This is a genomic window from Galbibacter pacificus (assembly GCF_029603165.1).
GTDB classification, from domain to species: Bacteria; Bacteroidota; Bacteroidia; order Flavobacteriales; family Flavobacteriaceae; genus Galbibacter; species Galbibacter pacificus.
In genome coordinates this window covers 653,156-676,571 of record NZ_JAQSVC010000001.1, presented here as the reverse complement: position 1 = coordinate 676,571, position 23,416 = coordinate 653,156, and the positions used below count along the sequence as shown (strand labels likewise).

Annotated in this window: 22 protein-coding genes; 3 read left to right on the top strand and 19 right to left on the bottom strand. The window is 37.5% G+C overall.

Going from position 1 to position 23,416, the window contains the following annotated elements; all coding sequences use genetic code 11:
• Positions 1–8 precede the first annotated feature (8 nt).
• The 17 genes from PSF86_RS02700 to tgt all read right to left on the bottom strand — a co-directional run bounded on the left by PSF86_RS02700 (position 9) and on the right by tgt (position 18,597).
• Entirely contained in the window at positions 9–962 is a 954-nt protein-coding gene (locus PSF86_RS02700; RefSeq protein WP_277898522.1) for a hypothetical protein, read from the bottom strand.
• A complete protein-coding gene (locus PSF86_RS02695) occupies positions 949–2,484 on the bottom strand; it encodes an MBOAT family O-acyltransferase (protein WP_277898521.1) in 1,536 nt (511 codons plus the stop codon). Before PSF86_RS02695 ends, PSF86_RS02700 begins: the two co-directional genes overlap by 14 nt.
• 6 nt (positions 2,485–2,490) lie before the next feature.
• Positions 2,491–4,179, bottom strand: a complete 1,689-nt coding sequence (locus PSF86_RS02690) for a carbamoyltransferase family protein (protein ID WP_277898520.1) — start codon at positions 4,177–4,179, stop codon at positions 2,491–2,493.
• Positions 4,176–4,421, bottom strand: coding sequence for an acyl carrier protein (locus PSF86_RS02685; protein WP_277898519.1), 246 nt, complete (start codon positions 4,419–4,421; stop codon positions 4,176–4,178). The genes PSF86_RS02690 and PSF86_RS02685 overlap by 4 nt, the downstream gene beginning before the upstream one ends.
• A gap of 7 nt (positions 4,422–4,428) precedes the next feature.
• The gene (locus tag PSF86_RS02680) at positions 4,429–5,568 is read right to left on the bottom strand and encodes a cytochrome P450 (RefSeq protein WP_277898518.1); all 1,140 of its coding nucleotides are present in this window, start codon (positions 5,566–5,568) and stop codon (positions 4,429–4,431) included.
• A 10-nt stretch (positions 5,569–5,578) separates the two neighbouring features.
• A complete protein-coding gene (locus tag PSF86_RS02675; RefSeq protein ID WP_277898517.1) occupies positions 5,579–6,709 on the bottom strand; it encodes a cytochrome P450 in 1,131 nt (376 codons plus the stop codon).
• Positions 6,710–6,719: 10 nt separating this feature from the next.
• Entirely contained in the window at positions 6,720–8,426 is a 1,707-nt protein-coding gene (locus tag PSF86_RS02670) for an AMP-binding protein (RefSeq protein WP_277898516.1), read from the bottom strand.
• A gap of 111 nt (positions 8,427–8,537) precedes the next feature.
• Entirely contained in the window at positions 8,538–9,794 is a 1,257-nt protein-coding gene (cysN, locus tag PSF86_RS02665; RefSeq protein ID WP_277898515.1) for a sulfate adenylyltransferase subunit CysN, read from the bottom strand.
• A 21-nt stretch (positions 9,795–9,815) separates the two neighbouring features.
• Complete coding sequence (cysD, locus tag PSF86_RS02660) at positions 9,816–10,721, bottom strand: sulfate adenylyltransferase subunit CysD (RefSeq protein ID WP_277898514.1); 906 nt, start codon at positions 10,719–10,721, stop codon at positions 9,816–9,818.
• A gap of 2 nt (positions 10,722–10,723) precedes the next feature.
• Entirely contained in the window at positions 10,724–11,317 is a 594-nt protein-coding gene (cysC, locus tag PSF86_RS02655; protein WP_277898513.1) for an adenylyl-sulfate kinase, read from the bottom strand.
• The gene (locus PSF86_RS02650) at positions 11,318–11,734 is read right to left on the bottom strand and encodes a DUF2061 domain-containing protein (RefSeq protein WP_277898512.1); all 417 of its coding nucleotides are present in this window, start codon (positions 11,732–11,734) and stop codon (positions 11,318–11,320) included. It abuts the gene before it with no gap.
• Entirely contained in the window at positions 11,735–12,529 is a 795-nt protein-coding gene (gene cysQ, locus PSF86_RS02645; protein ID WP_277898511.1) for a 3'(2'),5'-bisphosphate nucleotidase CysQ, read from the bottom strand. It lies immediately after the preceding gene.
• Between the two features lie 185 nt (positions 12,530–12,714).
• Complete coding sequence (gene dnaB, locus PSF86_RS02640; protein ID WP_277898510.1) at positions 12,715–14,262, bottom strand: replicative DNA helicase; 1,548 nt, start codon at positions 14,260–14,262, stop codon at positions 12,715–12,717.
• 169 nt (positions 14,263–14,431) lie between these two features.
• On the bottom strand, positions 14,432–15,385 hold the full coding sequence (locus PSF86_RS02635) for an acetyl-CoA carboxylase carboxyltransferase subunit alpha (protein ID WP_277898509.1): 954 nt from the start codon (positions 15,383–15,385) through the stop codon (positions 14,432–14,434).
• Between the two features lie 47 nt (positions 15,386–15,432).
• Positions 15,433–16,335: a DMT family transporter gene (locus PSF86_RS02630; protein ID WP_277898508.1), complete on the bottom strand. Its 903-nt coding sequence runs from the start codon at positions 16,333–16,335 to the stop codon at positions 15,433–15,435.
• Positions 16,322–17,401, bottom strand: a complete 1,080-nt coding sequence (locus tag PSF86_RS02625) for an LptF/LptG family permease (protein WP_277898507.1) — start codon at positions 17,399–17,401, stop codon at positions 16,322–16,324. Before PSF86_RS02625 ends, PSF86_RS02630 begins: the two co-directional genes overlap by 14 nt.
• 65 nt (positions 17,402–17,466) lie before the next feature.
• Positions 17,467–18,597, bottom strand: coding sequence for a tRNA guanosine(34) transglycosylase Tgt (tgt, locus tag PSF86_RS02620; RefSeq protein WP_277898506.1), 1,131 nt, complete (start codon positions 18,595–18,597; stop codon positions 17,467–17,469).
• A gap of 272 nt (positions 18,598–18,869) precedes the next feature.
• On the opposite strand from tgt, the gene PSF86_RS02615 reads away from it, so the two are divergent.
• Genes PSF86_RS02615 through PSF86_RS02605 form a run of 3 tightly spaced genes read left to right on the top strand, consistent with a single transcriptional unit; the run spans position 18,870 to position 21,356 of the window.
• Complete coding sequence (locus PSF86_RS02615; RefSeq protein ID WP_277898505.1) at positions 18,870–19,715, top strand: transketolase; 846 nt, start codon at positions 18,870–18,872, stop codon at positions 19,713–19,715.
• Positions 19,716–19,758: 43 nt separating this feature from the next.
• Positions 19,759–20,712, top strand: coding sequence for a transketolase family protein (locus PSF86_RS02610; protein ID WP_277898504.1), 954 nt, complete (start codon positions 19,759–19,761; stop codon positions 20,710–20,712).
• Positions 20,713–20,768: 56 nt separating this feature from the next.
• A complete protein-coding gene (locus PSF86_RS02605; protein ID WP_277898503.1) occupies positions 20,769–21,356 on the top strand; it encodes a porin family protein in 588 nt (195 codons plus the stop codon).
• A 382-nt stretch (positions 21,357–21,738) separates the two neighbouring features.
• On the opposite strand, the gene PSF86_RS02600 is transcribed toward PSF86_RS02605, so the two are convergent.
• Together PSF86_RS02600 and PSF86_RS02595 are read right to left on the bottom strand one after the other, a co-directional pair.
• Complete coding sequence (locus PSF86_RS02600) at positions 21,739–22,185, bottom strand: PH domain-containing protein (RefSeq protein WP_277898502.1); 447 nt, start codon at positions 22,183–22,185, stop codon at positions 21,739–21,741.
• Between the two features lie 21 nt (positions 22,186–22,206).
• Positions 22,207–23,334: an ATP-binding protein gene (locus PSF86_RS02595; RefSeq protein WP_277898501.1), complete on the bottom strand. Its 1,128-nt coding sequence runs from the start codon at positions 23,332–23,334 to the stop codon at positions 22,207–22,209.
• Between the last annotated feature and the right edge of the window lie 82 nt (positions 23,335–23,416).

Sequence of the window (23,416 nt, the reverse complement as noted above, 5' to 3'; positions counted from 1 at the left end):
CCAACAAATTATTTTTGGGTCACTTGAAGCAATGTATCTACGACTTTTTCTCCTATTTTTGACTTATAATGAGAAGCATCATACCAGCCCTGATTAAAAGAAGTGGTCCCAGGAATATAATCAGCACCAATACTTGAATTTAATAAGTCAATATAATTACACATTATATTGTTATATTTTTTACTGGCATTTATAACTTTATTAATCACCATATAATTATATCTAGATATCCCCTTAGCCTTTACACTACTCATTGCTCCATATGGCAAAGGAGAGGTAAAAAAAGTAATATTAACCTTATGATCTCCAATTTTTCTATTTAACTTATCAATAAGACTTAACCATGATAAGTATTCCTCTTCTTGAATTCTTCGAACATATTCCGTCCCATCTACCTTATCAACAAAGGTATCTGAAATGTCCGGGACACCACAGATAATAGTCTTAAGCCCTATGCTATTTCTTATAGTACTAAAAGTCATTCTCAAAGTTTTAATATCAATAAACCTCCTATACCAAGAAATTTTATCATTGATTCGATTCGGTTTTCCATTTTGGAATGAAATCGATTCTCCAGCCATCAATTCAATATAAATATTATCAGGAAGTTTTTTCTTGTCCAATAGCTTTTCTAGTATTAAAGCTGCCTCCTCGATACTCATACTACTTATTCCCATTTTGAATATATCCGTAAATCGACAATCGGGGACTCCTCTAATGATATGAGAGGTACCTAGAATCAAATTAGGTTCATCATTATATTTTGAAAAATAATATTGCATCAAGTTATCCATTGAATTGTATGAAAAAAAACCTCTACATACTTGATCATTGATTCCAGGTATTCGCTTTTTATGTAAGCGATAAGGATCAATTATAAAATTAAATAGCCCTAAAAGTAGGGTTAATACACCAAAAACTATGAAAACCGTCTTTGTAAAGTTATTTTTAGAATCGTGCATATATAAAATCTTGTTTAGAACTATCTCCTAAAATCAAATATAAAAAAAGTAATACTCCGATAATTATGCCCCATATTAGAGTTGGATTCCAAAAATACTTCGTATACCATACAGTTTTTTTAATCCTGATTATTTTAAATATCTCCATAGTATTGGGCCCTGATATTGCAATTAGAGATGTGATACTCATAAATAAAATTATAGAAACGCCTAATGTTCCATATCCAAATAGTTTTACACTTTTCCATTCAAACCACGTACTTGCGCTCATAGGGAATATAAAAATTCCTTTTATGACCTTTTGAATCATTTGCATATTTTCAGCCCTTAAAGACATAGTAATAATAGAAGCCACAATTAAAAGCATAAGTTGACTTAAATAGGGGTATAACAGTTTTAAAAATTTATGAGATTTTAATTTTAATGCTGTTTGTAATTTTAAATTTGTCATTTGGCTAATTATAACAAAAACCCCTACAATTATTCCATATAGCAAAAAATTCAGCGTTGGTGAATGCCAAGTATTGATTACCATATAAGCCGCAAAAGTCCCTAAAATCCAACCCCACAATTGTTTTTTAACAGAAGAACCTTTTAAATATTTTCTAACTGAATTGGATACCGGTACAAACACATAGTCTCTTGTAAAAGCTATTAAAGAAATATGCCACCTTAGAATATAATCACCTGCAGATTTAGCCTTCAGCGGTGAATTAAAATTAATTGGTAACTGTATGCCAAAACACAAAGCTATCCCTATTGCCATATCTGAATACGCGGAAAAATCAAAATATAATTGTAATAAAAAGCCCCAACTTGCTATCAAGGAATCTAAAACTGTAATTTCACTTCCCAATTTGAGTTTATCATACACTTCATTCACCAGTAGGCTCATTGGTTGTGCAAATAGAGCCCTTTTGTATAAGCCAAAAACAAAGAGTGAAACCCCTTTATTCACCATATCCATATTTAGATCATTCCTCCCAATATCTTTAAACTTATTGTATGCATTTTTGTATACTAAGATAGGTCCCGCAGGTAATTGAGAAAACATGGATACTGTCAACGCGTAATTAATCAGAGGCAAATTTTCTTTTCTTTTTTTATATAGATCTATTAAATACGAAATTTGAAATAATGTGTAAAAGGATAAACCAAGTGGTATACCAAATGCCACATAATTCTCAGACATTTTATCACTATTCTCTATCAAAAAAGATAATTTCCCACTGGCATATTTAAAATAGAATAATACAGTAATATTGGCTACTATTCCAAAAATGGTCCATCTTAAGAGATTGTTGCCATTTTTCTTACTGATAAAGGACCCTATGATATAATTGAAAATAACTGAAAATAATAAAATAACAAGTCCTTGGATAGAGGTTAGAAAACAAAATACCCATGAAGTAATTAATAAAAAAACTGCTAAGAAAGATTTATATTTTCTTGATAAGAAGAAAAATATTATCCATGTCAATGGAAAAAAAATAAATACAAATTCCAACGAAGTAAACAGCATGCTTTTTTATTTTACAATGAGCAGATCGTCAATTAACAAACCGTCAAGGCCAGTTGTAGTTAATACAGCCATTGCATCTTCAACAGAATGGATGATTGGTTTACCCATTACATTAAAACTGGTATTTAATAATACTGGTAACTTTCCCAAGGCTTCAAACTCATTCAATACACTTGACAGCCAAGGGTTCCTCTCTTTGTTTATAGTTTGTAACCTACCTGTATTATCATGATGAACCACTCCGGGTATCTTTTTCAAAAAATCTTCTTTCCATGGCAATGTATAAGACATATAAGGTGAGGGTAAATTATAATCAAAAAATCGTTTGATATCCTTTTCAAAAACTACCGGGGCAAAAGGCCTGTAATCTTCTCTTCCTTTTACCCTGGAATTGATATATTCCTTACAATTTAATCGAGAAGGATCAGCTAGAATAGACCTATTCCCCAATGCTCTTGGGCCAAACTCGGCCCTTCCGCGCATGATTCCTATAATTTTTCCTTGATAGAGAAGTTGGGCTACTTGATATCCACTATCAGCTATGCATGATTCCACACGAGAAAAACTGTGGTGTTTCAAAATAGCCTGTCGCTTTTTTTTGGTTAAATTATCTCTGATATCGGTTCCTAAATAAGGAGAGCCATCTCCCGATGGAATCTTATTTGTTTGATTGTATTTCATCCATGATAACAAGGCAGCTCCCACGGCATTTCCGTCATCTGCAGGGGCACTAGGCACATGGATATTTTTAAAATTATGATTTTTAATTATAGTACCATTATATGCTGAATTCAATGCGCAACCACCAGTTAAAATCAAATTCTCATCGCTCTCTAATTGTATCGATTTCAATATTTGGTCCAGAAAATAACTATAAGCAAGTTGTCCATTAAAAGCAAGATCCGAGGCCTTCATAATATCTTCGTTATGTTCTCTTCCGCTTTTTCTCAATTCAACTAGTAAATCAAGAACTTCCTTTGAAGGTGGGAAAAACAATTTCCCGTTTTTTACCTGCACTAGTTTTTTAAGGTTATCTAGGATACTTATATCAAACTTCCCGTAAGCGGCAAGCCCCATCACTTTCCATTCTTCTCCTACCCTCCAGTCAAAACCACATAATTTGGTCAATAGGCCATAATAACTCCCCAAACTACCCGGGCCCCATGACCTCCATATTCTTTTTAACCTTCTTGATTCTAATCGATAAAGACTTGCTGCACCTACCTCTCCTTCCCCGTCAATCACCAGACATAATGCATTACTAAAGGGGGCACTATAAGATGCGTTAACAGCGTGGGTCAAATGATGATCAAAACATTCGTCCTTTTTAACCTTATCTCCATATAGATGCCTTATATTATTTCCTGCTTCATTAAAAGAATAAGATTGAAGGCCTAATAGCCATTTAATATCATTATCTTCAAACATAAATCCTCCGGAAACATTTAATGGTAATTCCCTTTTGGAACTCAACCATGTCTTTGCAATAAAAATCTCGGAATTATTATCAATATACTTAGGTAGTATACTTCTTATATGCTCTGGATGATCCGGTAAAATACCCCAAGCCCTTTTTTGCTGGACAAATCTTTCAGTAGCCTCTGCAAAGGCTACTTCCCCTTTCTCATCTATTATTGCAATAGCAGGATCGTGGCCCGAGACGGACAACCCAATATGACACTGTTTTAAACTCATTTAGATGCTATTACCCTACTGGCTACTTCCTTTAGAGTTTTACTTTCAAACATCATCATGGGATCGACCTCAACCTTAAATTCATCTTCAATTTCACCGGATATTAAAACTACATCAAGAGATCCAAGACCAATTTCTTCCAAACTACTCTCTTCGGTAATATCATCTATATCAATGTCTGTTCGTTCTACAATCTTTAACCTTACAAATTCAATAATATCGTTTTCTTTTAAATTATTCATCTTTATATTATTCGTTTAATTTACATTTTAAGCTATTCAAGGCAACAATAGGGTTGTTTTCAACAATATCCAAGGTCTGTTCAACAATAACTAGATCTGGATATTCAACAAACAACATTACTATGGCTCGCTCCATAAGGTGCCGTGCAAATCCGGCCCCCACGCAATAGTGGATTCCCCTGCCAAAAGCTAAATGATCGTTCCTACCAATTTTTTCTTCACCCCAATCCAATTGCTGAAATGGGCAGCCTCCGGTATGTATCTGTGGTAAATCCAAAAGAACATTGTCATTTTTTTTAATTTTATAATCCCCGTACCGAGCATCATCACTGCTTACCCTGTGAACATATGGCGCTGAGCCTGCCGATTTAATAAGCCTTTCAAGGTTTCGGTTTACCCATTTAGGATTACTTGCCATTTTTTTTATTTCTTCAGGCGCTTTCAACAATTGAAATAATATGTTCCCTAATGTCTGAGATATATTTAAACTTGCTCCATACAATACAAGTATCACAGCATAATAATCATCATCGGTAAAATTCTTAATTGGATTTTTTATTAAATCGTCTATAAGCGGAATAAATTCGTTCTTCTTCATATCCGTATTGGTATTCCTATTTCTTTTAACCTCCTGTAGCAGTGATTTAAAAGCCTCTTCCATTTTCCCTAAAGTACGAAGGGGAAGTAAAGGTTCTAACAATTCCTGAAGTTTAGGGACCCAATATTCGAAGATTTGGGGGTTCTCTGGTGAAATTCCCAATAATCTTTGTGTGGCATTTCTGTAAATGGGATAGGTAAAATCGGCTATTAAATCTATCTGTTTAGTGGCGCTAAGATTGGAAATGGATTCACTAATAGCCTCTTCAATAATATAATCCCATTTTCTTTTTTTAGCAGGACCAATTATCCTAAGTATACGCTGTTTTAATATGGCATGCCTTTCTCCGGACATAAAAAAAAGAGCATTCTCTACAATTAATATAAGGGTTGATAAATCTAGATTACTTTGAGCATCTATTTCTAGCAAATGTTGTTTCATCCGGGGTGGTCCAAAATGATTATCCATGCTTATCTCCATAGCTGTTTTTATATCATTAATATAAACAAAGGCTTTATGTGATTTGTTGGCATTTCTATTTTCTGACATAGTAAAAAAATTAAATATCACTCATTAATTTCAACCGAGCCTGTAAATCAGAAGGAATTGATACCATAAATGAAACATTTTTTGTATTCAAAGGCTTAGTTAAAACAAATTCAGGAAATTTTGATGCTAATATTGAAAAAGCTTCCATAAAAATCATTCTAGATAAAGAAGCTCCCGGACATTTATGAATCCCTCCGCCGAAAGAAACATGTGAAAAAGGACATTTTATTTCTTCAGTTCCGGATAAGATATCTTCTTCGTCTGTAAAAATCGGATTGCGATTAACAATAGGAACCTTTATATATACTATTTCATTTTTTTGAAATTGGGTATTCAATATATTACAATCCTTAATAACTCTTCGACCAATACTTTGGGTAGTTGGGTATAGCCTGATAAAAGCATCTATTCTTTTATTCAACCACTCGAAATCTTTTGTTTTACTCCACAAATCATTCATAGGAGAAGCTAACTTAGACATTATTATCACAAAAGTTTCACTAAAGGTATGAGCTGCTATAATTAAACTAACCACAAGAATATGAAGTTCTTCATATTTATCCCATGGCTTTTCAATTTTATTCTTTATATGACTTAAGAATGATTGTTCTTCATAGTCTTTTTCTTTAAATGATTCCTTGACGAGATTTATTAAGTATTCCAGAGATATTTGAATTCTTCTCAATCTTTTTTTGGATAAAAGTGGTTCCGTAATAGCCTTAGCTATTTTTATATGCTCTAAGAACAAATCCTCTTCTTTCACTTGTATACCCATTACCATAATCATTGAACTGACAAATAAGGGGTCACTAAAATCAGACAATACCTCAATATCATTTGATGTATGGTCTGCCATAATATCTTCAACGATGTTTCCAATGCTGTCCCTCCATCTCTGTACTTCCCGATGACTAAAAAAATGAGCAATTAAACGGCGGGACTCTATATGGGATTCTCCTGATTGGAAAATCAAAGATTTTTTGGAAAATCTAATAAGCAAACCCAAATCTTCTTTTGTTAATTCTTGTAGTTTTTCCAGGTATTGATCCATTCTAATCACTCCAAAACTAGGATGTCTCAGTACCTCCTTAGCCAATTGAATATCCTCAATTTCTTTATATACAATAGCGTTATTATTCATTCTAAAATACTTAGTTGACCATATATTGGCTATAGTTTTCTTTTAAATATTGCTCTCTAATTTTTTGACGTCGGATCTTCCCGCTGGAAGTACGTTCCAGTGTGCCCCTTTTAAGAATTAGGATATCATCCAGCCCAATTGAAAAATTGGTTAACACACCCTTTCTAATTTTATCTTCAAGAGATAAAAAATCAATAGAATTCTCATTTGATGCATGCAATTCTATTAATAAATGTGCCCTTCCTTCAATTTTATTTGAGCTCCTGAATGCAGCAGCTCCAAATTCATTTAAACTTGGATGAAGCCCTCCTACATAACATTCTAAATCAGCTGGAGAAACATTCATCCCATTCACTTTTAAACTATCTTTAATCCTCCCTAATATATAAAGTTGATTTTCAGAAACTAACCCCAAATCACCTGTTCTAAGCCATAAGCCAGATAATTCTGAAATACTAGCATTGAATACAGTATCATTTATATCAATTCGATTTTCTTTATATTGCTGAATATATCCTAGCCCCTTTGATTTTGTTTGAACCCATACCTCTCCTTTGTTACCTTCATCTTTGATATTTAATTTAACCGGGTCTACAATTTTAATCTGACTTTTAGTTTCTTCTGAAAGCCATATAGGTGCTACATAATTATCAACTGAATCAGCTGTTTCTAACGCTTTTTCACAACGCTGACCTGCTATATACAATTTAACCTCTGCCATCCCATAACAAGCAAAAACGGATTTGGGATCCAAATTGTATTTTGAAAACTTTTCTTTAAAAGCCTTAAGAACAGTCTTGGGAACTGTTTCAGCACCACAATATGCACGTTTCCAAGAAGAAAGATCCATTCTGCTTAAATCTCTATCAAAAATTTTATTTATACATAAATTATAAGCAAATGGTGGTGCACCACTTAAGGAAATTTTATAATGTGAAATCATTTTAAGCCATCTAACAGGCTTTTGTACAAATGCTAAGGGAGACATAAACACAAAATGTCCTGTATGTAATATTATAAATAACATCATTCCTAGCCCCATATCATGATACATCGGTAGCCAACTTCCGGCCGTAGTCTTCGAATTCATATCCCATAATCCACCTGCTAAGGTGGCATTGTGAATTACACTTGAATTACTCAAGACTACTCCCTTAGGGTCCTTTGAAGAACCACTGGTATATTGAATATAAATAGGGTCTGAAAGTTTCTTTCCAAAACCATTTAAATCATTTTTACATGTTTTTTTAAAAAAATCTTCTTGGTGAATATTTATTAATTTATCAACTTGACAAAAATTGTCCTTCAATAAGTATAGCGAGGTATGATAGCCGGTATGGTCACATAATATCTCTTTGGCTCCACAGTTCTTAATAATACTTTCATAACGCTTTAGCGTTAACCTATTTTTTGAAACAGGAACCGGCACACAAATAACTCCGGAATACAAACATGCAAAAAATGAAATTACAAAATCCAGTCCTGGAGACATAGCAAGGATAACTGGACGGCCCGAATCTTTTTTAAAATTTGAATTCTCAAGGATTGCATTAGCATATTTTATAGAAAATTCATGAAGCTGTCTCCCAGTTAGGAAATTTTCCTTTTCTATTTCTCCGCGCTCTAAAAAGGTAAGGACTCTTCGAGAATCAATCTTCAATAATGACTCTTCAAGCCAAGAGGCCAAATTAGTATATTTAATAATGGTCTTAGCCATTTTAATAATGTATGCAGGTTGTTTAGGAAAGTAAAGATAAACAAAGAATCCATAAATAAAAAAGCCGGAACATATAGCATACTCCAGCTTGTTAATTCTACCTCTTTAATTTTAAACGATCATCCCGGCGGCTACTGTTTGATTGGTTGCTGGGTCGATTAAAATCAAACTTCCCGTCATCCGGTTTTCCCTATAAGAATCGAACAGTAATGGTTTGGTTGTGCGCAGTTTTACCTTGCAAATATCATTCATCTCCATTTCTCTGTCTTCACTACTCCTTCCAAGGGTATTGATGTCGATTTTATAGATAATTTCTTTTACCATGGCCATTTGTTCATTGGATGTATGGCGTACCACATATTTGGTTCTTGGCTTAGCGGCTTCATTGTTCAACCAACATAGCATTACTTCCAGATCCTGTGAGGATTCCGGTTTGTTTTTGGTACGCACGATCATATCGCCACGGCTGATATCAATATCGTCTTCCAAAGTAATGGAAACAGACATAGGGGCATAGGCCTCGTTTACTTCTTCTTCAAAGGTGTCGATCGATTTTATCTTGGAAGTAAACCCGGAAGGCATGACCGTAATCTCATCCCCTTTTCTAAAAATCCCGCTTGATATTCTCCCTGCATACCCTCTGTAATCTCTGTGCTCTTCACTTTGAGGTCTAAGAACAGTCTGCACCGGAAAACGCGCATCTACCTTATTGATATCACTACTAATGTGCATCGTCTCTAAGGTGTGCAATAACGGCGCCCCTTGATACCATTCCATGTTTTCGGAACGCTTTACTACATTATCCCCTAAAAGCGCACTAATTGGAATAAAACGAACGTCTCTTACCAATAATTTTGATGAGAATTCCTCAAATTGAGCAATAATCTTATCATAGGCTTCTTCCTTGAATTCCACCAAATCCATTTTATTGATGCATACAATAATATGGGGTATTTGAAGCAATGAAGCAATAAAGGCATGTCGCTTGGTCTGTTCAATAACCCCATGGCGTGCATCTACCAATATAATGGCCGCATTGGCGGTGGAGGCCCCCGTAATCATGTTTCGGGTGTATTGAATATGCCCCGGTGTATCGGCTATAATAAATTTCCGTTTCGGAGTGGTAAAATAACGATAGGCCACATCAATGGTAATTCCTTGCTCCCTTTCATCTCGAAGGCCGTCGGTAAAGAGCGCTAGGTCCACGCCTTCATGCCCTTTCTTTTTACTGGTGTTTTCAATAGCCTCCAACTGATCCTCAAAAATAGATTTGGAATCGTATAACAGCCTTCCTATCAAGGTGCTTTTCCCATCATCTACACTTCCGGCAGTGGTAAATCTTAATAATTGATTGTTATCTATCTGCATTTTTTCTCTTTAAATCTAATCTTAAAAATATCCCTGTCTTTTTCTATCCTCCATGGCTGTTTCAGAACGCTTATCATCCGAACGGTTTCCACGTTCGGTTTGCCGCATTGCCGAAACCTCCTGTGCTATTTTGGAAACGGTATCAGCTTCGCTTTCAATCCCTCCGGTAATGGTTATATCCCCAAGTGTCCTAAAACGGATCTTTTTGGTTACTACTTCCTCGTCTTCTTCCAATTGTAAAAATTCTGAATATGGAATCCATGAATTGCTTCTCCAAACTACTTTACGCTCATGCGCAAAGTATAACGAAGGAATCTGTATGTTTTCACGATTTATATAGTTCCAAACATCCATTTCAGTCCAATTGCTTATCGGAAAAGCCCTAAAATGCTCCCCTTCAAAATGTTTCCCATTAAAAAGGTTCCAAAGTTCAGGACGCTGATTTTTTGGATCCCATTGCCCAAAATCGTCCCTATGTGAAAAGAAACGCTCTTTTGCCCTTGCTTTTTCTTCATCACGTCGGCCTCCACCAATTGCACAATCAACTTTGTTGTCCTCAATGGCATCGAGCAATGTAGTAATCTGTAGTGCATTCCTGGTAGCGTTTTTACCTTTTTCCTCGGCAACGCGCCCTTGATCAATGGACTCCTGAACGGAACCTACAATTAAACGTACGCCCAAACTCTCTATTAAATCATCCCTAAATTTAATGGTTTCAGGAAAATTATGACCGGTATCCACATGCATCAGTGCAAATGGGATTTTTGCCGGATAAAAGGCCTTTTTTGCCAAATGTGTTACTACAATGGAATCCTTCCCACCGGAAAATAAAATAACCGGATTGTCAAACTGTGCCCAAACTTCACGCAGTACATATATGGCTTCCGATTCTAACTCGTCTAAATAATTTAAATAATACTTACTCATTCTTAATTGAGTTCTAACTTATCCTTAATTTCTATATATATTTTTTCGACAGCTTCCTGTATACTGTCCTTTTCGGTAATTTCAACCGCTGGTTTCTCTGGTTTTTCATAAGGCGCGGAAACACCCGTTAAACTGTCCAATGTTCCGCTTTTTGCCTTTTCATACAAGCCTTTTTGGTCTCGCTTTTCACAAATATCAATGCTCGTATTCACAAAAACTTCGACAAATATATTAGGTTTTATCGTCTTTTCTACATATTCTCTATCTTTTTTGTAGGGTGATACAAAACTTGCCAAAACCACGGCCCCCGATTCGAGCAACAAACGGGCTGTCTCGGCTACTCTTCTAACATTCTCAGAACGATCTTTTTTACTGAAATTCAACCCTCTGCATAAACTACTCCTAATATTATCGCCATCCAATACCATTGTTTTTATTCCCCGGGAATGCAATTTTTGCTCCAGGGCATCGGCAATGGTAGATTTACCAGAACCAGACAATCCCGTAAACCAAACAAGCAAGGAATTGTGCCTGTTAAGTTTATTCCGGTCTTTTTGGGTAACCTTAAATTGATATGGAAATATATTTTTCTCCATTTATGTTGTACTATTGTTTCTTTTATCCAGTCCAAAATTTATTCTGTACCAGGTCCTTTCATGTAAATAATACAAGACCATCTTGGTAATCACTTCTGCAAAACCAATTTTGAGCCCGGTAAACGGGTCACCGGAGATAATCCATGCCAGCACCATAGTATCAATGGTTCCCAGAATCCTCCAGGTAACGGTCTTCAATAGATGGCGTTTTTTACTATCGGGGACATTGGCCTTAAACCATATACGCTCATGAAAATAATACAAAAACATTTTTGTCACTACTTCGGCCAGGCCTATTTTAAGCCCTGTAAATGGGTCTCCGGAAATAATCCAGGACAATGTAATTGTATCTATTGTCCCTACCAGGCGCCATGTTATAGCTTTGGCTATATGTCTCTTTCTGGTTTTATCTTGCATTTAATTTACAATAAATGACGGATTTATCAGCTCTTTTTTGTTATATCTTAACGGATCTTGGGTTTCTGCATTCAAAACCCGTAATCCAATGGCACTACAAAGGGCATGTCCAGCAGCCGTATCCCATTCCATGGTAGGGGAATACCTTGGGTAGATGGTTGCTTTTCCTTCTGCCAACAGGCAAAATTTCAGCGAACTCCCAACGGATACCATTTCTACCTTTTTCGATCCCTTTTTTATAGCTGATATGATTCTTTTTGTTGCTGAAGACATATGCGACTTACTTCCAACGATCTTTATTGTTGATGAATTTTTTTCGGGTCCCGATAATTCTTGACCACTAATGAAGAATTCTTCTGATGGATTATCAAGAATGGTTTTATATGCCTTCTCTTTTGGAACTACGCCATAATATAATGCTTTGGTCACCGGGACATATACGACCCCCAGTATTGGTTTTTGATTCTTTACCAAGGCTATGTTTACCGTAAATTCCCCATTTCTTTTTACAAACTCCTTGGTCCCATCCAGGGGGTCAACAATCCAGCATTGTTCCCAATGCTTCCTAACTCTATAATCAATTATACTGTTTTCTTCGCTTATAATGGGAATTCCCGTAGTCGACAAAATTTGGGTGATAATTTTATTGGCTCGTTTATCTGCTTTGGTAATTGGGGAATTATCTGCTTTAAGGGAAACATCAAAATCAGCACCATTATAGACCTCCATGATATTTATGCCTGCCCGGACCGCTGCTTTAATAGCAATTTGTATTAATTTATTCTCTATATTCACTTGTTATATGCAGCTTTTTTTATAGGAATATCAAAAATAGCATAATTAAAAAGCACGGCAAGTTATATTTTACTATATGTTTTAGGACATCTGTTATATGCTTTGGCCGAAGTGTTTAATTATTGATGGATTGAATCTTTAAAATATTATCGTATACCGGATATTGTTTTGTTTCCAAATGCTGCCTAGAACGGCACATCATCGTCCCCACCGGAAAAATCATCGTTCATGGAACTTCCAAAGGCCTCGTCGGCACTGGGAAGGTCTTTGGTGATAAATGGATTTTCTTCCCCTTTGTTCATTTTTGATTGGAATTCGAACGGGGAATCAAAATCATCGAGGTTGTCGAACTTACCGAGCTGCCCGATAAACTTGAGTCGGATGTTCTCCAAGCCCCCGTTACGGTGCTTTGCCACGATAAATTCCGCCTGTCCCTGTGTCGGGCTTCTTTCTTCATCGTCCCATTCCTCGATCTTGTAATATTCGGGCCGGTATATAAAAGATACAATATCGGCATCCTGTTCAATCGCTCCAGATTCACGAAGGTCGGACAAAAGCGGTCGCTTACTTCCGCCTCGGGTTTCCACGGCGCGCGACAACTGGGAAAGTGCAATAACGGGCACGTCCAGCTCTTTTGCCAAAGCCTTTAGGTTTCTGGAAATGGTAGAAATCTCCTGTTCACGGTTCCCTCCTTTTTGACTTCCCCCGGCGGTCATTAATTGCAGGTAATCAATTATAATCATTTTAATTCCGAACTGAGAGGCCAATCGGCGTGCTTTTGCCCGAAGGTCAAAAATAGAAAGCGATGGGGTATCATCAATAAAAAGTGGTGCTGTTTCAAGCGACTTCACCTTTACGTTGAGCTGTTCCCATTCGTGCTTTTCCAGTTTTCCGGTACGCAATTTTTCTGAAGACAGGCCGGTTTCAGAAGAAATTAAACGGGTAATCAACTGTACGGAAGACATTTCCAACGAAAAGAAAGCAACAGGGATATTGGAATTTACGGCAATATTTCTTGCCATGGAAAGGGTTAGGGCTGTTTTACCCATTCCCGGACGTGCCGCCACAATAATCAAATCACTGGGCTGCCAACCGGATGTTAGTTTATCCAATTTGTCAAATCCTGACGGGATTCCGCTGAGCCCTTCTTTATTGGAGATTTCTTCAATTTTCTTCTTTGCCTGGATTACCAAGCTCTGAGCAGTTTCAGAAGATTTTTTTATGTTTCCTTGCGTTACTTCGTATAATTTGGCCTCGGCATTGTCCAAAAGGTCGAAAACATCGGTTCCTTCATCATAGGCATCTTCAATGATTTCACTTGAAATCTTTATAAGGCTGCGCTGGATAAACTTTTGTAAGATAATTCGGGAATGAAATTCAATATGTGCCGAAGAGGATACTTTTTTGGTGAGCTGGATAAGGTAAAAATCGCCTCCCACGGACTCCAGTCTTTTATTTTTCTTCAATTGGGCCGAAACTGTTAATAAGTCTATCGGCTCGGAGGTTTCAAACAACTGCACCACGGCCTCGTAAATATATTTATGGCCGTCTTTATAGAACGCATCGGGATGCAAAATGTCAATTACTTCATCTACCCCTTTTTTATCAATCATCATGGCCCCCAACACAGCTTCCTCTAAATCAATGGCTTGCGGAGGTATTTTACCTTTCTCCAGCTGGATGACATTTGATTTATCAACTTTAACTCCATGTATTGGGTTCACTTTTTCCATGAATGCGAATGTATATAATTGTAACCTGAAAAGCGGTTAAAAAGTATCTTTGGTTTTTAACTGGTCATCAACAATTTAACTGTTGATAACTTTTAATTCCTGTTAATAAAGGTAAAAAAAACCGAAGCAAAAACTTCGGTCTTAACATTAAGGTAACAAACACGGGGTTTTAATCTTTAAAGACCCCCATGTTGGCATATTTATCCATACGTTCTTTTACCAACTGGGCTGGGGATAACTTTTTTAACTCTTCATAAACCGAAGCAATTTGAGTTTCAACCGTTTTAAAAGTTGTTTCCCTATCGGAATGGGCACCGCCCAATGGTTCTTTAATAATATCGTCCACCAAGTGCAGTTTTTTCATGTCGGTAGCGGTTAATTTTAAAGCATCGGCAGCTTGTTCTTTATATTCCCAGCTCCTCCAGAGTATGGACGAGCACGACTCCGGTGAAATTACAGAATACCAAGTATTCTCCAACATCAGTACGCGGTCTCCTACTCCTATCCCCAAGGCACCGCCGGAAGCTCCTTCGCCAATAATAAGTACAATAATAGGCACTTTAAGGCGTGTCATTTCCAGAATATTCCTTGCAATGGCTTCTCCCTGCCCCCTTTCTTCGGCTTCAATTCCGGGATAGGCACCGGGAGTATCAATTAACGATACCACGGGAATACCAAATTTTTCGGCCATTTTCATCAATCGTAATGCCTTTCGGTATCCTTCGGGGTTGGCCATTCCAAAGTTCCTGTACTGCCTTGTTTTGGTATTGTACCCTTTTTGCTGGCCGATGAACATATAGGTCTGATCGCCTATTTTGCCCAATCCGCCAATCATGGCCTTGTCGTCTTTTACGTTCCTGTCGCCGTGGAGCTCCAAAAACGTATTGCCACAAATAGCTTTGATATAATCAAGGGTATATGGCCTTGAAGGATGCCTTGACAATTGAACCCGCTGCCATGCAGTCAGGTTTTTATAGATGTCTCTTTTGGTCTTTTCTAATTTTTTATCCAATTGCTTGCAGGTATCGGAAACGTCGATATCGCTTTCCGATCCAAGAACTTTACACTTATCAAGCTGTTCTTCAAGCTCTTTAATTGGTAACTCAAAATCTAAATACTCCATGAGTTTTGTTTTGAAAATTTATTAGCGTACAAATATAAAACTTTATACTATTTAGCCTGCCCGATAGGCCGTTTTCTTTTTAACGAATTTTTTAAAATCCCGTTTACCACCACTGTCATAATTATTATTACGGCCCCGATATAAAAACCGTGGCTCATTTTTTCTGATGCCCCCAAAATTACAAAAGCCAGTACAATTCCGTACACAGGCTCCATGTTTATTGTTAACATAACGGTATATGGACTTATAAGCTTCATCACTTTTACCGAACCTATAAATGCATAGGCGGTACAGATGCTTGCCAAAAGTAACAAATACATCCAATCGGAAGCAGAAAGCTTGAAAAATTCAGCAGAAAAACTTCCGGAGAACAATAAATACAAAGTAATAAACCCTACACCACTGCCGAGCTCATAAAATGAAATAACCGATGGACGGTACTGTTTTGCCAGTTTTCCGTTGATTAATGAAAATGTAGCAGACAATAATGCCGAAATAAGCGCCAAGCCTATCCCGAGCGTGTATTGGGTTTCTACATTGAAAATAATAAACAAACCGGCAATGACCACAAGTCCGAACACAATTTCGTACCAAATCATTTTCCGCTTGTAAAAAATAGGCTCCAGAACGGCCGTAAAAAAAGCGCCCGTTGAAATGGTGGCCAAGGTTACGGATACATTGGAGACTTTTATTGCCTTAAAAAAGGTAATCCAGTGCAGGGCAATGACCAAACCTGCAATAAGCATGGTAATAAGTGCTTTTTTGGGTACTTTTAAGGTGAACTTGTTAAGAGCCACGTACAGCCATACAAAAAAGGAGGCCAACAGCATCCTGAACCAAACCAACGGAATAGCGTCTATGGTTATGAGCGCGCCTAGCACTGCGGTAAACCCCCAAATAAACACTATAAAATGTAAATGGAGATAGTTTTTTAATTTATCGTTTAGCATTGTTTAAGAGATAGATGGCCAGGACACCAAATAAAATATTAGGAATGGCAACGGCCAATAAAGGCGAAAAGTCCGATTGCTCGGCCATGGTGCCGAAAACCTTATCAAAAAAGATAAAAATAAAGGCCAGGGAAATCCCCACTGCCAAATTGACCCCCATACCGCCCCTTCGCTTCATGGAAGATACAGAAACGGCAATAATGGTTAATATAAATGCCGAAATAGGCAAGCTCCAGCGTTTGTATTTAACCACCAAATAGGTGTTGATGTTTGGCGCTCCCTTTTTGCGCTGCTCGTCAATAAACCTGTTCAGTTCGAATAAATTTTTGGTTTCGGCAACATAGGAAACCGGGGTAAGGTCGTCCAGATCGAAATCGAAAACCGTGTCCAGCCTGTTCTGCTTTTCAAGAATGTCATCGTTTTCGCCAACCCCCCGCTTTATATAACCGCTTAAACGATAAATGCTGTCTTTGTCTATCCAGCGGATATTACTCGCCTTGATTTTATATTTTAAGGTATTTCCATCGAAATGCTCCAAAGTGAAGTTGTACCCGATCTTTGTGCTTGGTGTAAAACTGCTCACATATATATATTCATCGTCGTTTATCTGGTTAAAGAGATTGGTGGTCTCGCGGCCCTTATCCCTTCCTCCTTTTAAATATTTTATCCTAAAGTCGTTATAACCTTCACTGGCTTCGGGCACTATAAACATGCCCATGATAAAGGAAAAGATAGCGATAATGGTTGCCCCTATAAAATAAGGCCGTAAAAACCTCCAAAAAGATATGCCCGAGCTTAAAATGGCTATAACTTCTGTATTATTGGCCAGTTTGGAAGTAAACCAAATAATGGACAAGAAAAGAAATATAGGAAACAAAAAGCTGGCAAAATAAAAGGTAAAATCGATATAATAAGAGAGAATGGCAGCCGTTGGTGCCTCGTTATCTATCATTTTATCTACCTTTTCGGATACATCGACCATGATGCCTATCGGGATAAACAGCATAATCATCGTAAAAAAGGTAAGCAAGTACCTCTTTAATATATACCAATCTATTATTTTCACCTATTTTTTTATTTCTGTTTTTATTACATCCCGTTCACGAACAACTTTATGCTCAGTAATTACGCTTACAGCCGTTTGTCCATTTGCTTTACCATGCCATCTTTCCACTGGGAAAAATCTCCCGCTAATATATGTTTTCTAGCCTCACGAACCAACCATAAATAAAATCCTAGATTATGAATGGTGGCAATTTGCTTGCCTAGATATTCATTGGCGGCAAACAAGTGCCTTAGATATGCCTTTGTATAATAGGTATCTACATAGGTGATGCCCATATCATCAATAGGAGAAAAATCGTCTTCCCATTTTTTATTTTTTATGTTGATGGTACCATGTGCCGTAAAGAGCATTCCGTTCCTCGCATTTCTTGTTGGCATAACGCAATCGAACATGTCAATCCCCAGGGCAATATTTTCCAAAATATTGATAGGTGTCCCTACCCCCATTAAATAGCGCGGCTTGTCTTCTGGCAAGATATTACAAACTACTTCGGTCATGGCATACATTTCTTCGGCAGGCTCCCCGACCGACAGGCCACCGATGGCATTTCCCTCGGCCCCGGCATTGGCAATATATTCTGCCGACTGCATCCTTAGGTCTTTATAAGTAGACCCTTGAACAATGGGGAAAAGCGTTTGCTCGTACCCGTATTTAGCGGGGGTTTCCTTAAAACGGTTTATACACCTGTCCAGCCAACGGTGTGTCATGTGCATGGAACGCTTGGCATAATTGTAATCGCATGGATATGGGGTGCACTCGTCAAAGGCCATGATAATATCGGCCCCGATGGTGCGCTGAATGTCCATAACGTTTTCTGGGGTAAAAACATGATAAGACCCATCAATATGACTCTTAAACTTTACGCCTTCCTCCTTGATTTTCCTGTTTGAAGACAAGGAATATACTTGGTACCCTCCACTGTCGGTCAAAATATTCCTGCCCCAGTTCATGAACTTGTGCAATCCGCCTGCCGCTTCAAGAATGGGGGTTTTGGGGCGTAGGTATAAATGATAGGTATTCCCCAGGATAATATCCGGGTTGATATCTTCTTTTAACTCCCTTTGATGCACTCCTTTTACCGAGGCCACCGTTCCAACGGGCATAAAAATAGGTGTTTCAATGGTACCGTGCCCAGTTGTTATTTCCCCAGCCCTTGCCTTGCTACCGGCATCGGTTGTATGTAATTTAAAATCCATTTAATCAATTAGGTGCTGGTTGTTGGCCAAGCTTGGAAATGCTTCAGTTAAAAGTTATAAAACCTCTCCCTACGGCCAATTACCATACAATTACTATGCTTACTTATCAATTTAAATCTGCAAAGATAATCAACAAAACAGCTTCAACTTCATAAATAACACTTAAAACCTTTACATTTAAAACAAATATGGCGAATATGTGTACAAAATTACTTTGCTGTGGATTTATAAAGGTTTATTTTTGTTATGATAATTAAATTTAACAATCACAAATGCCAGACACACAACAATTAAACAATTTGACTACCCAAGTAAGAAGGGATATTGTAAGGATGGTACACAACGTAAACTCCGGACATCCCGGCGGTTCTTTAGGTTGTACCGAATTTTTTGTAGCACTTTATAACGAAATCATGGATATTAAAACAGACTTCAATATGGATGGTATTGGAGAAGACCTGTTTTTCTTATCCAACGGACATATATCGCCGGTATTTTACAGCGTACTTGCCAGACGCGGTTATTTCCCGGTAAAAGAACTAAATACATTCCGTCTAATCGATTCACGCCTGCAAGGGCACCCTACAACGCACGAGGGCCTTCCAGGTATACGTGTGGCATCGGGGTCTTTAGGGCAGGGAATGTCTGTTGCCATTGGGGCGGCATTGGCAAAAAAACTGAACAAGGACAACCATACCATATTTAGCCTGCACGGCGACGGTGAATTACAGGAAGGACAAAACTGGGAAGCCATTATGTATGCCGCCGGGAATAAAGTAGACAACCTTATTTCTACCATAGACCTTAACGGCCAACAAATAGACGGTGCCACCAAAGATGTACTTCCAATGGGGGATCTGAAAGCTAAATTTGAAGCTTTTGGTTGGGACGTCATGGAAATTGAAAAAGGAAACGACCTTGAAGCCGTAATTGCCGGACTAAAAGAAGCCAAAAGCAGAACCGGAAAAGGGAAACCGGTATGTATTTTACTGCACACCATTATGGGACATGGTGTAGATTTTATGATGGGTACGCACGCATGGCACGGGAAAGCCCCTAACGACGAACAATTAGAGAAAGCATTGGCACAAAATCCTGAAACGTTAGGAGATTACTAAACCATTGTTTGAAAACTGATTGTTAAACACAGAAATTAGAAAAATGAAAAAATACACATATACAGAAAAAATAGATACCCGAAGCGGTTTTGGAGCAGGATTAACAGAACTGGGACGTACCAACCCGAACGTAGTGGCACTTTGTGCAGATTTGGTAGGTTCGCTTAAAATGGCAGATTTTATCAAGGAAAACCCCGAACGTTTCTTCCAGGTAGGAATTGCAGAGGCCAATATGATGGGAATTGCCGCAGGTTTGACCATTGGTGGCAAAATACCTTTTACCGGTACTTTCGCCAATTTCTCGACCGGGCGCGTTTATGACCAGATACGGCAGTCTATTGCTTATTCTGATAAAAACGTAAAAATATGCGCTTCCCACGCAGGGCTTACCCTTGGTGAAGACGGGGCCACCCACCAGATTTTGGAAGATATCGGACTTATGAAGATGCTTCCTGGAATGACCGTTATCAATCCTTGCGATTTTAACCAGACAAAAGCCGCGACCATAGCCATTGCCGAACACCACGGGCCCGTTTACTTACGTTTTGGAAGGCCGGCCGTACCAAACTTTACACCCGCTGACCAAAAATTTGAAATCGGAAAGGCCGTTAAAATTAACGACGGTACCGATGTAACCATTATTGCGACCGGACATTTGGTATGGGAAGCCATCTTGGCCGGTGAAGAATTGGCCAAACAAGGTATTTCTGCCGATATTCTTGACATACATACCATAAAACCTTTGGATGAAGATGCTATTTTAGCCTCTGTTGCCAAAACAGGTTGCGTGGTTACTGCTGAAGAACATAACTATCTTGGCGGCCTTGGGGAAAGCGTTGCCAGAACACTTGCCGTTAACAATCCTACACCACAGGAATTTGTTGCAACACAAGATACTTTTGGAGAAAGTGGAACCCCCGCTCAATTGATGGATAAATACGGATTAAATAGTGAAGCAATTGTTAAAGCTGTTACAAAAGTGTTAAAAAGGAAATAAACTGGTCAACTTTTAGTTTATACTCCTGATTAACATCTTAAAAAATAACAACAATTATGAAAAAAACATTTTTAATAATCTGTTTATTAGCAGGTTTCACAAGTTTTGCACAATCTGGGTCCGGTTTTGGACTTAAAGGAGGTTTGAACTTTAACTCCAACGGAGATGCTTCCATAGGCAGTGACATAGGAAATATAGGGTCTGACTCTCAAGTTGGTTTTCACTTGGGTGCCTTCGGGAAATTAGATATGGGAACACTTTATTTGCGACCCGAGTTGGTATATACCAAGACCAACTCTAAATATGAAGAAGGCGGATATGACAGTAAATTCAAAATGAGCAAACTGGATATGCCTCTTTTGGTCGGGTTGAATATAGTAGGACCTTTACATGTGTTCGCAGGGCCTTCTTTACAATATATCCTTGATACCGATTTGGAAGATGTAGAACTCGAAGATGTTGAAAACGACTTTACCGTTGGTGTCAACCTGGGAGTTGGCGTAAACCTTGGTGAAAAGTTGGGTGTTGGCCTACGTTACGAAAGAGGTTTTAGCGATAACGAAGCCGATTTTGCAGATATTCCGGAAGGAAGAATAGATACCAGGCCATCTCAACTTATTTTAAGTTTATCAGTTAAGCTTTAAAAAAAGGTTTTTAATATTTTTTCAAAAAGGTTGCTTTATGAAGCAGCCTTTTTTGTTTTCTATTAAGATATGCCCGGGAGTTGGATAAGGTTACAATTCGCCAGACCAAAAAGTCCTTCCTAACCTGCTCAGCATAAAACCAATATGACTAGACCTACAACAGCTTTAAAAGCTATTAACTTATCTAAACAATCATCCGCAGCAACTGGTTTACTGAAAAATCTAAAAATAAAAATGTAATCTCGCACTAACACGGGTTATATTTATTGATATAATAAAACTTATAATTTACAAGCCATTCCAAAAAATGGAGTTAATAAGTCCCTTTTTATAATATATTTTCCCCTTTAAAACACTTTGTTGTTGAATACTATAATACAATTCAGGATCTGATAAAGATGTTATATATATAACCCCCCTTACTACTATTCATCTTTATTTCTACAAAATGAAATGCCTCGAAAGGAAGTAGCCTAAATGTGCTATTCCTCCTAAATGAGGGTGCTGCATATAGGGTAACTTTTTCAACATCCGATTTCTCATATTTTTTATCCACTTTTGCAGTTTTCACAACTATATTCTCATCTGAGAAAAAAACTTTTTGTCCTTTGGTATGAAAGTAATAATCCCAGAATAAAAATATAACAACAATTAAGGGAATTAAATAAAATAAAGTAAAAGCATTAATTGTATATGCTACTTTATAATCCTCATAATACAAAACAATCACAGCATACACAATAGTGATGAAAATTATATAATCTAAATTTTTAAGAACCGCTTTCTTATTAATTTTATAAACCATTTTTTCTTTTTTAACGTCCCCCAAACCCTCTTCTTATATTTATTGTTAATAAAGAAAGCCAAACATCCATAACGGAATCTTGTTCTGGGAACCATACAAAATATCGTCGGCTACTATGTATGCGTTCTCCACCAATCGGATTTGTTTTTGGTTCTTTCCCTTGCCCCCTATTTCAAAAGTAAATCTGTCATCCACCATAAAATCTCCCTGTTCTGTATATCCAAGTGTATGCCTGTAGGCCAATTGGTTAGAAAAAAAGGTTTCCCGTAGATTCCCTTTATTGGCATTTTCCCGTGCCAGCAAATAGATTAGGTTGGTATTGTCCAAGTATATTTTGGAAGGTTTCTGTAGCTTACTGATGCCTTGGGTATTTTTAAACAGGTTTTGTGTCAATCCAATTTCATCTAGATAATGCAGATATGACAATAAAGTGGCCCGGTTGATACCGATTTTATCGCTCAATTTGCTGACATTGGGAACAAAGGGAACCGATTCGGCTATGATCACCAATAGCTGTTTTATCTTGGCCACATAGGCCAGTTCTACATGCCGTAATAACGGTAATTCAATTTCCAGAATCATATTGACCACTTCTCCCAGGCGCATTTCATATAGATCGGACTGTTCCAAATAGAAAGGATAATAGCCATGTTTAAGGTATGGCTCAAAATACTGGAACGGCTTTATCATTTCATTGATCCTTTGCGCTTCTTCTAAATGGTTTTCCATGATTTGATTCAGATATAACTTATCAAAGACCGCTCCTGTCTCCACCCCTATATACTCCCGAAAGGAAAACCCCTGCATGGTGTACACCACAGTCCTTCGACTTAGGTCGGCACGGGCATTCAGTATTTCCATAAGCAATGACCCCGTAAAAACAATTTTCAATTCCGGATAACTATCATAGATATTTTTCAATTCTTGTGCCCATCCGGGATATTTGTGGACTTCATCCAAAAAGAGGTATTTCCCTCCTTGGCGTTCAAAATCACGTACCAAGGAAATCAGAGAATGGTTGTTAAACCAGATATCATCCAAGCTTACGTATAAGGTACGGTTCAGTTCTCCGCCAAGATGTAATTTGATATATTGCAGTAAAAGGGTGGTCTTTCCAATACCTCGTGCTCCTTTGATTCCTATAAGCCTTGCCTTCCAATTGATCTCTTCCATCACCGATCTGACAAAATTAAGGGAAGTGTGTTTTAATTTTTGCTTAAACTGTTCAAATAAAAAATCTATTTTGTTAGTTTTG

Excerpts from the sequence above, each read along its gene's own strand:
- PSF86_RS02635 (WP_277898509.1), bottom strand. The coding sequence starts at position 15,385 with ATGGAGTATTTAGATTTTGAGTTACCAATTAAAGAGCTTGAAGAACAG.
- PSF86_RS02685 (WP_277898519.1), bottom strand. The coding sequence starts at position 4,421 with ATGAATAATTTAAAAGAAAACGATATTATTGAATTTGTAAGGTTAAAG.
- tgt (WP_277898506.1), bottom strand. The coding sequence starts at position 18,597 with ATGGATTTTAAATTACATACAACCGATGCCGGTAGCAAGGCAAGGGCT.
- PSF86_RS02610 (WP_277898504.1), top strand. The coding sequence starts at position 19,759 with ATGAAAAAATACACATATACAGAAAAAATAGATACCCGAAGCGGTTTT.
- cysC (WP_277898513.1), bottom strand. The coding sequence starts at position 11,317 with ATGGAGAAAAATATATTTCCATATCAATTTAAGGTTACCCAAAAAGAC.
- PSF86_RS02605 (WP_277898503.1), top strand. The coding sequence starts at position 20,769 with ATGAAAAAAACATTTTTAATAATCTGTTTATTAGCAGGTTTCACAAGT.
- PSF86_RS02595 (WP_277898501.1), bottom strand. The coding sequence starts at position 23,334 with ATGGAAGAGATCAATTGGAAGGCAAGGCTTATAGGAATCAAAGGAGCA.
- PSF86_RS02615 (WP_277898505.1), top strand. The coding sequence starts at position 18,870 with ATGCCAGACACACAACAATTAAACAATTTGACTACCCAAGTAAGAAGG.
- cysD (WP_277898514.1), bottom strand. The coding sequence starts at position 10,721 with ATGAGTAAGTATTATTTAAATTATTTAGACGAGTTAGAATCGGAAGCC.
- PSF86_RS02690 (WP_277898520.1), bottom strand. The coding sequence starts at position 4,179 with ATGAGTTTAAAACAGTGTCATATTGGGTTGTCCGTCTCGGGCCACGAT.
- dnaB (WP_277898510.1), bottom strand. The coding sequence starts at position 14,262 with ATGGAAAAAGTGAACCCAATACATGGAGTTAAAGTTGATAAATCAAAT.
- PSF86_RS02630 (WP_277898508.1), bottom strand. The coding sequence starts at position 16,335 with ATGCTAAACGATAAATTAAAAAACTATCTCCATTTACATTTTATAGTG.
- PSF86_RS02680 (WP_277898518.1), bottom strand. The coding sequence starts at position 5,568 with ATGTCAGAAAATAGAAATGCCAACAAATCACATAAAGCCTTTGTTTAT.
- PSF86_RS02700 (WP_277898522.1), bottom strand. The coding sequence starts at position 962 with ATGCACGATTCTAAAAATAACTTTACAAAGACGGTTTTCATAGTTTTT.
- PSF86_RS02695 (WP_277898521.1), bottom strand. The coding sequence starts at position 2,484 with ATGCTGTTTACTTCGTTGGAATTTGTATTTATTTTTTTTCCATTGACA.
- PSF86_RS02650 (WP_277898512.1), bottom strand. The coding sequence starts at position 11,734 with ATGCAAGATAAAACCAGAAAGAGACATATAGCCAAAGCTATAACATGG.
- PSF86_RS02675 (WP_277898517.1), bottom strand. The coding sequence starts at position 6,709 with ATGAATAATAACGCTATTGTATATAAAGAAATTGAGGATATTCAATTG.
- PSF86_RS02670 (WP_277898516.1), bottom strand. The coding sequence starts at position 8,426 with ATGGCTAAGACCATTATTAAATATACTAATTTGGCCTCTTGGCTTGAA.
- cysN (WP_277898515.1), bottom strand. The coding sequence starts at position 9,794 with ATGCAGATAGATAACAATCAATTATTAAGATTTACCACTGCCGGAAGT.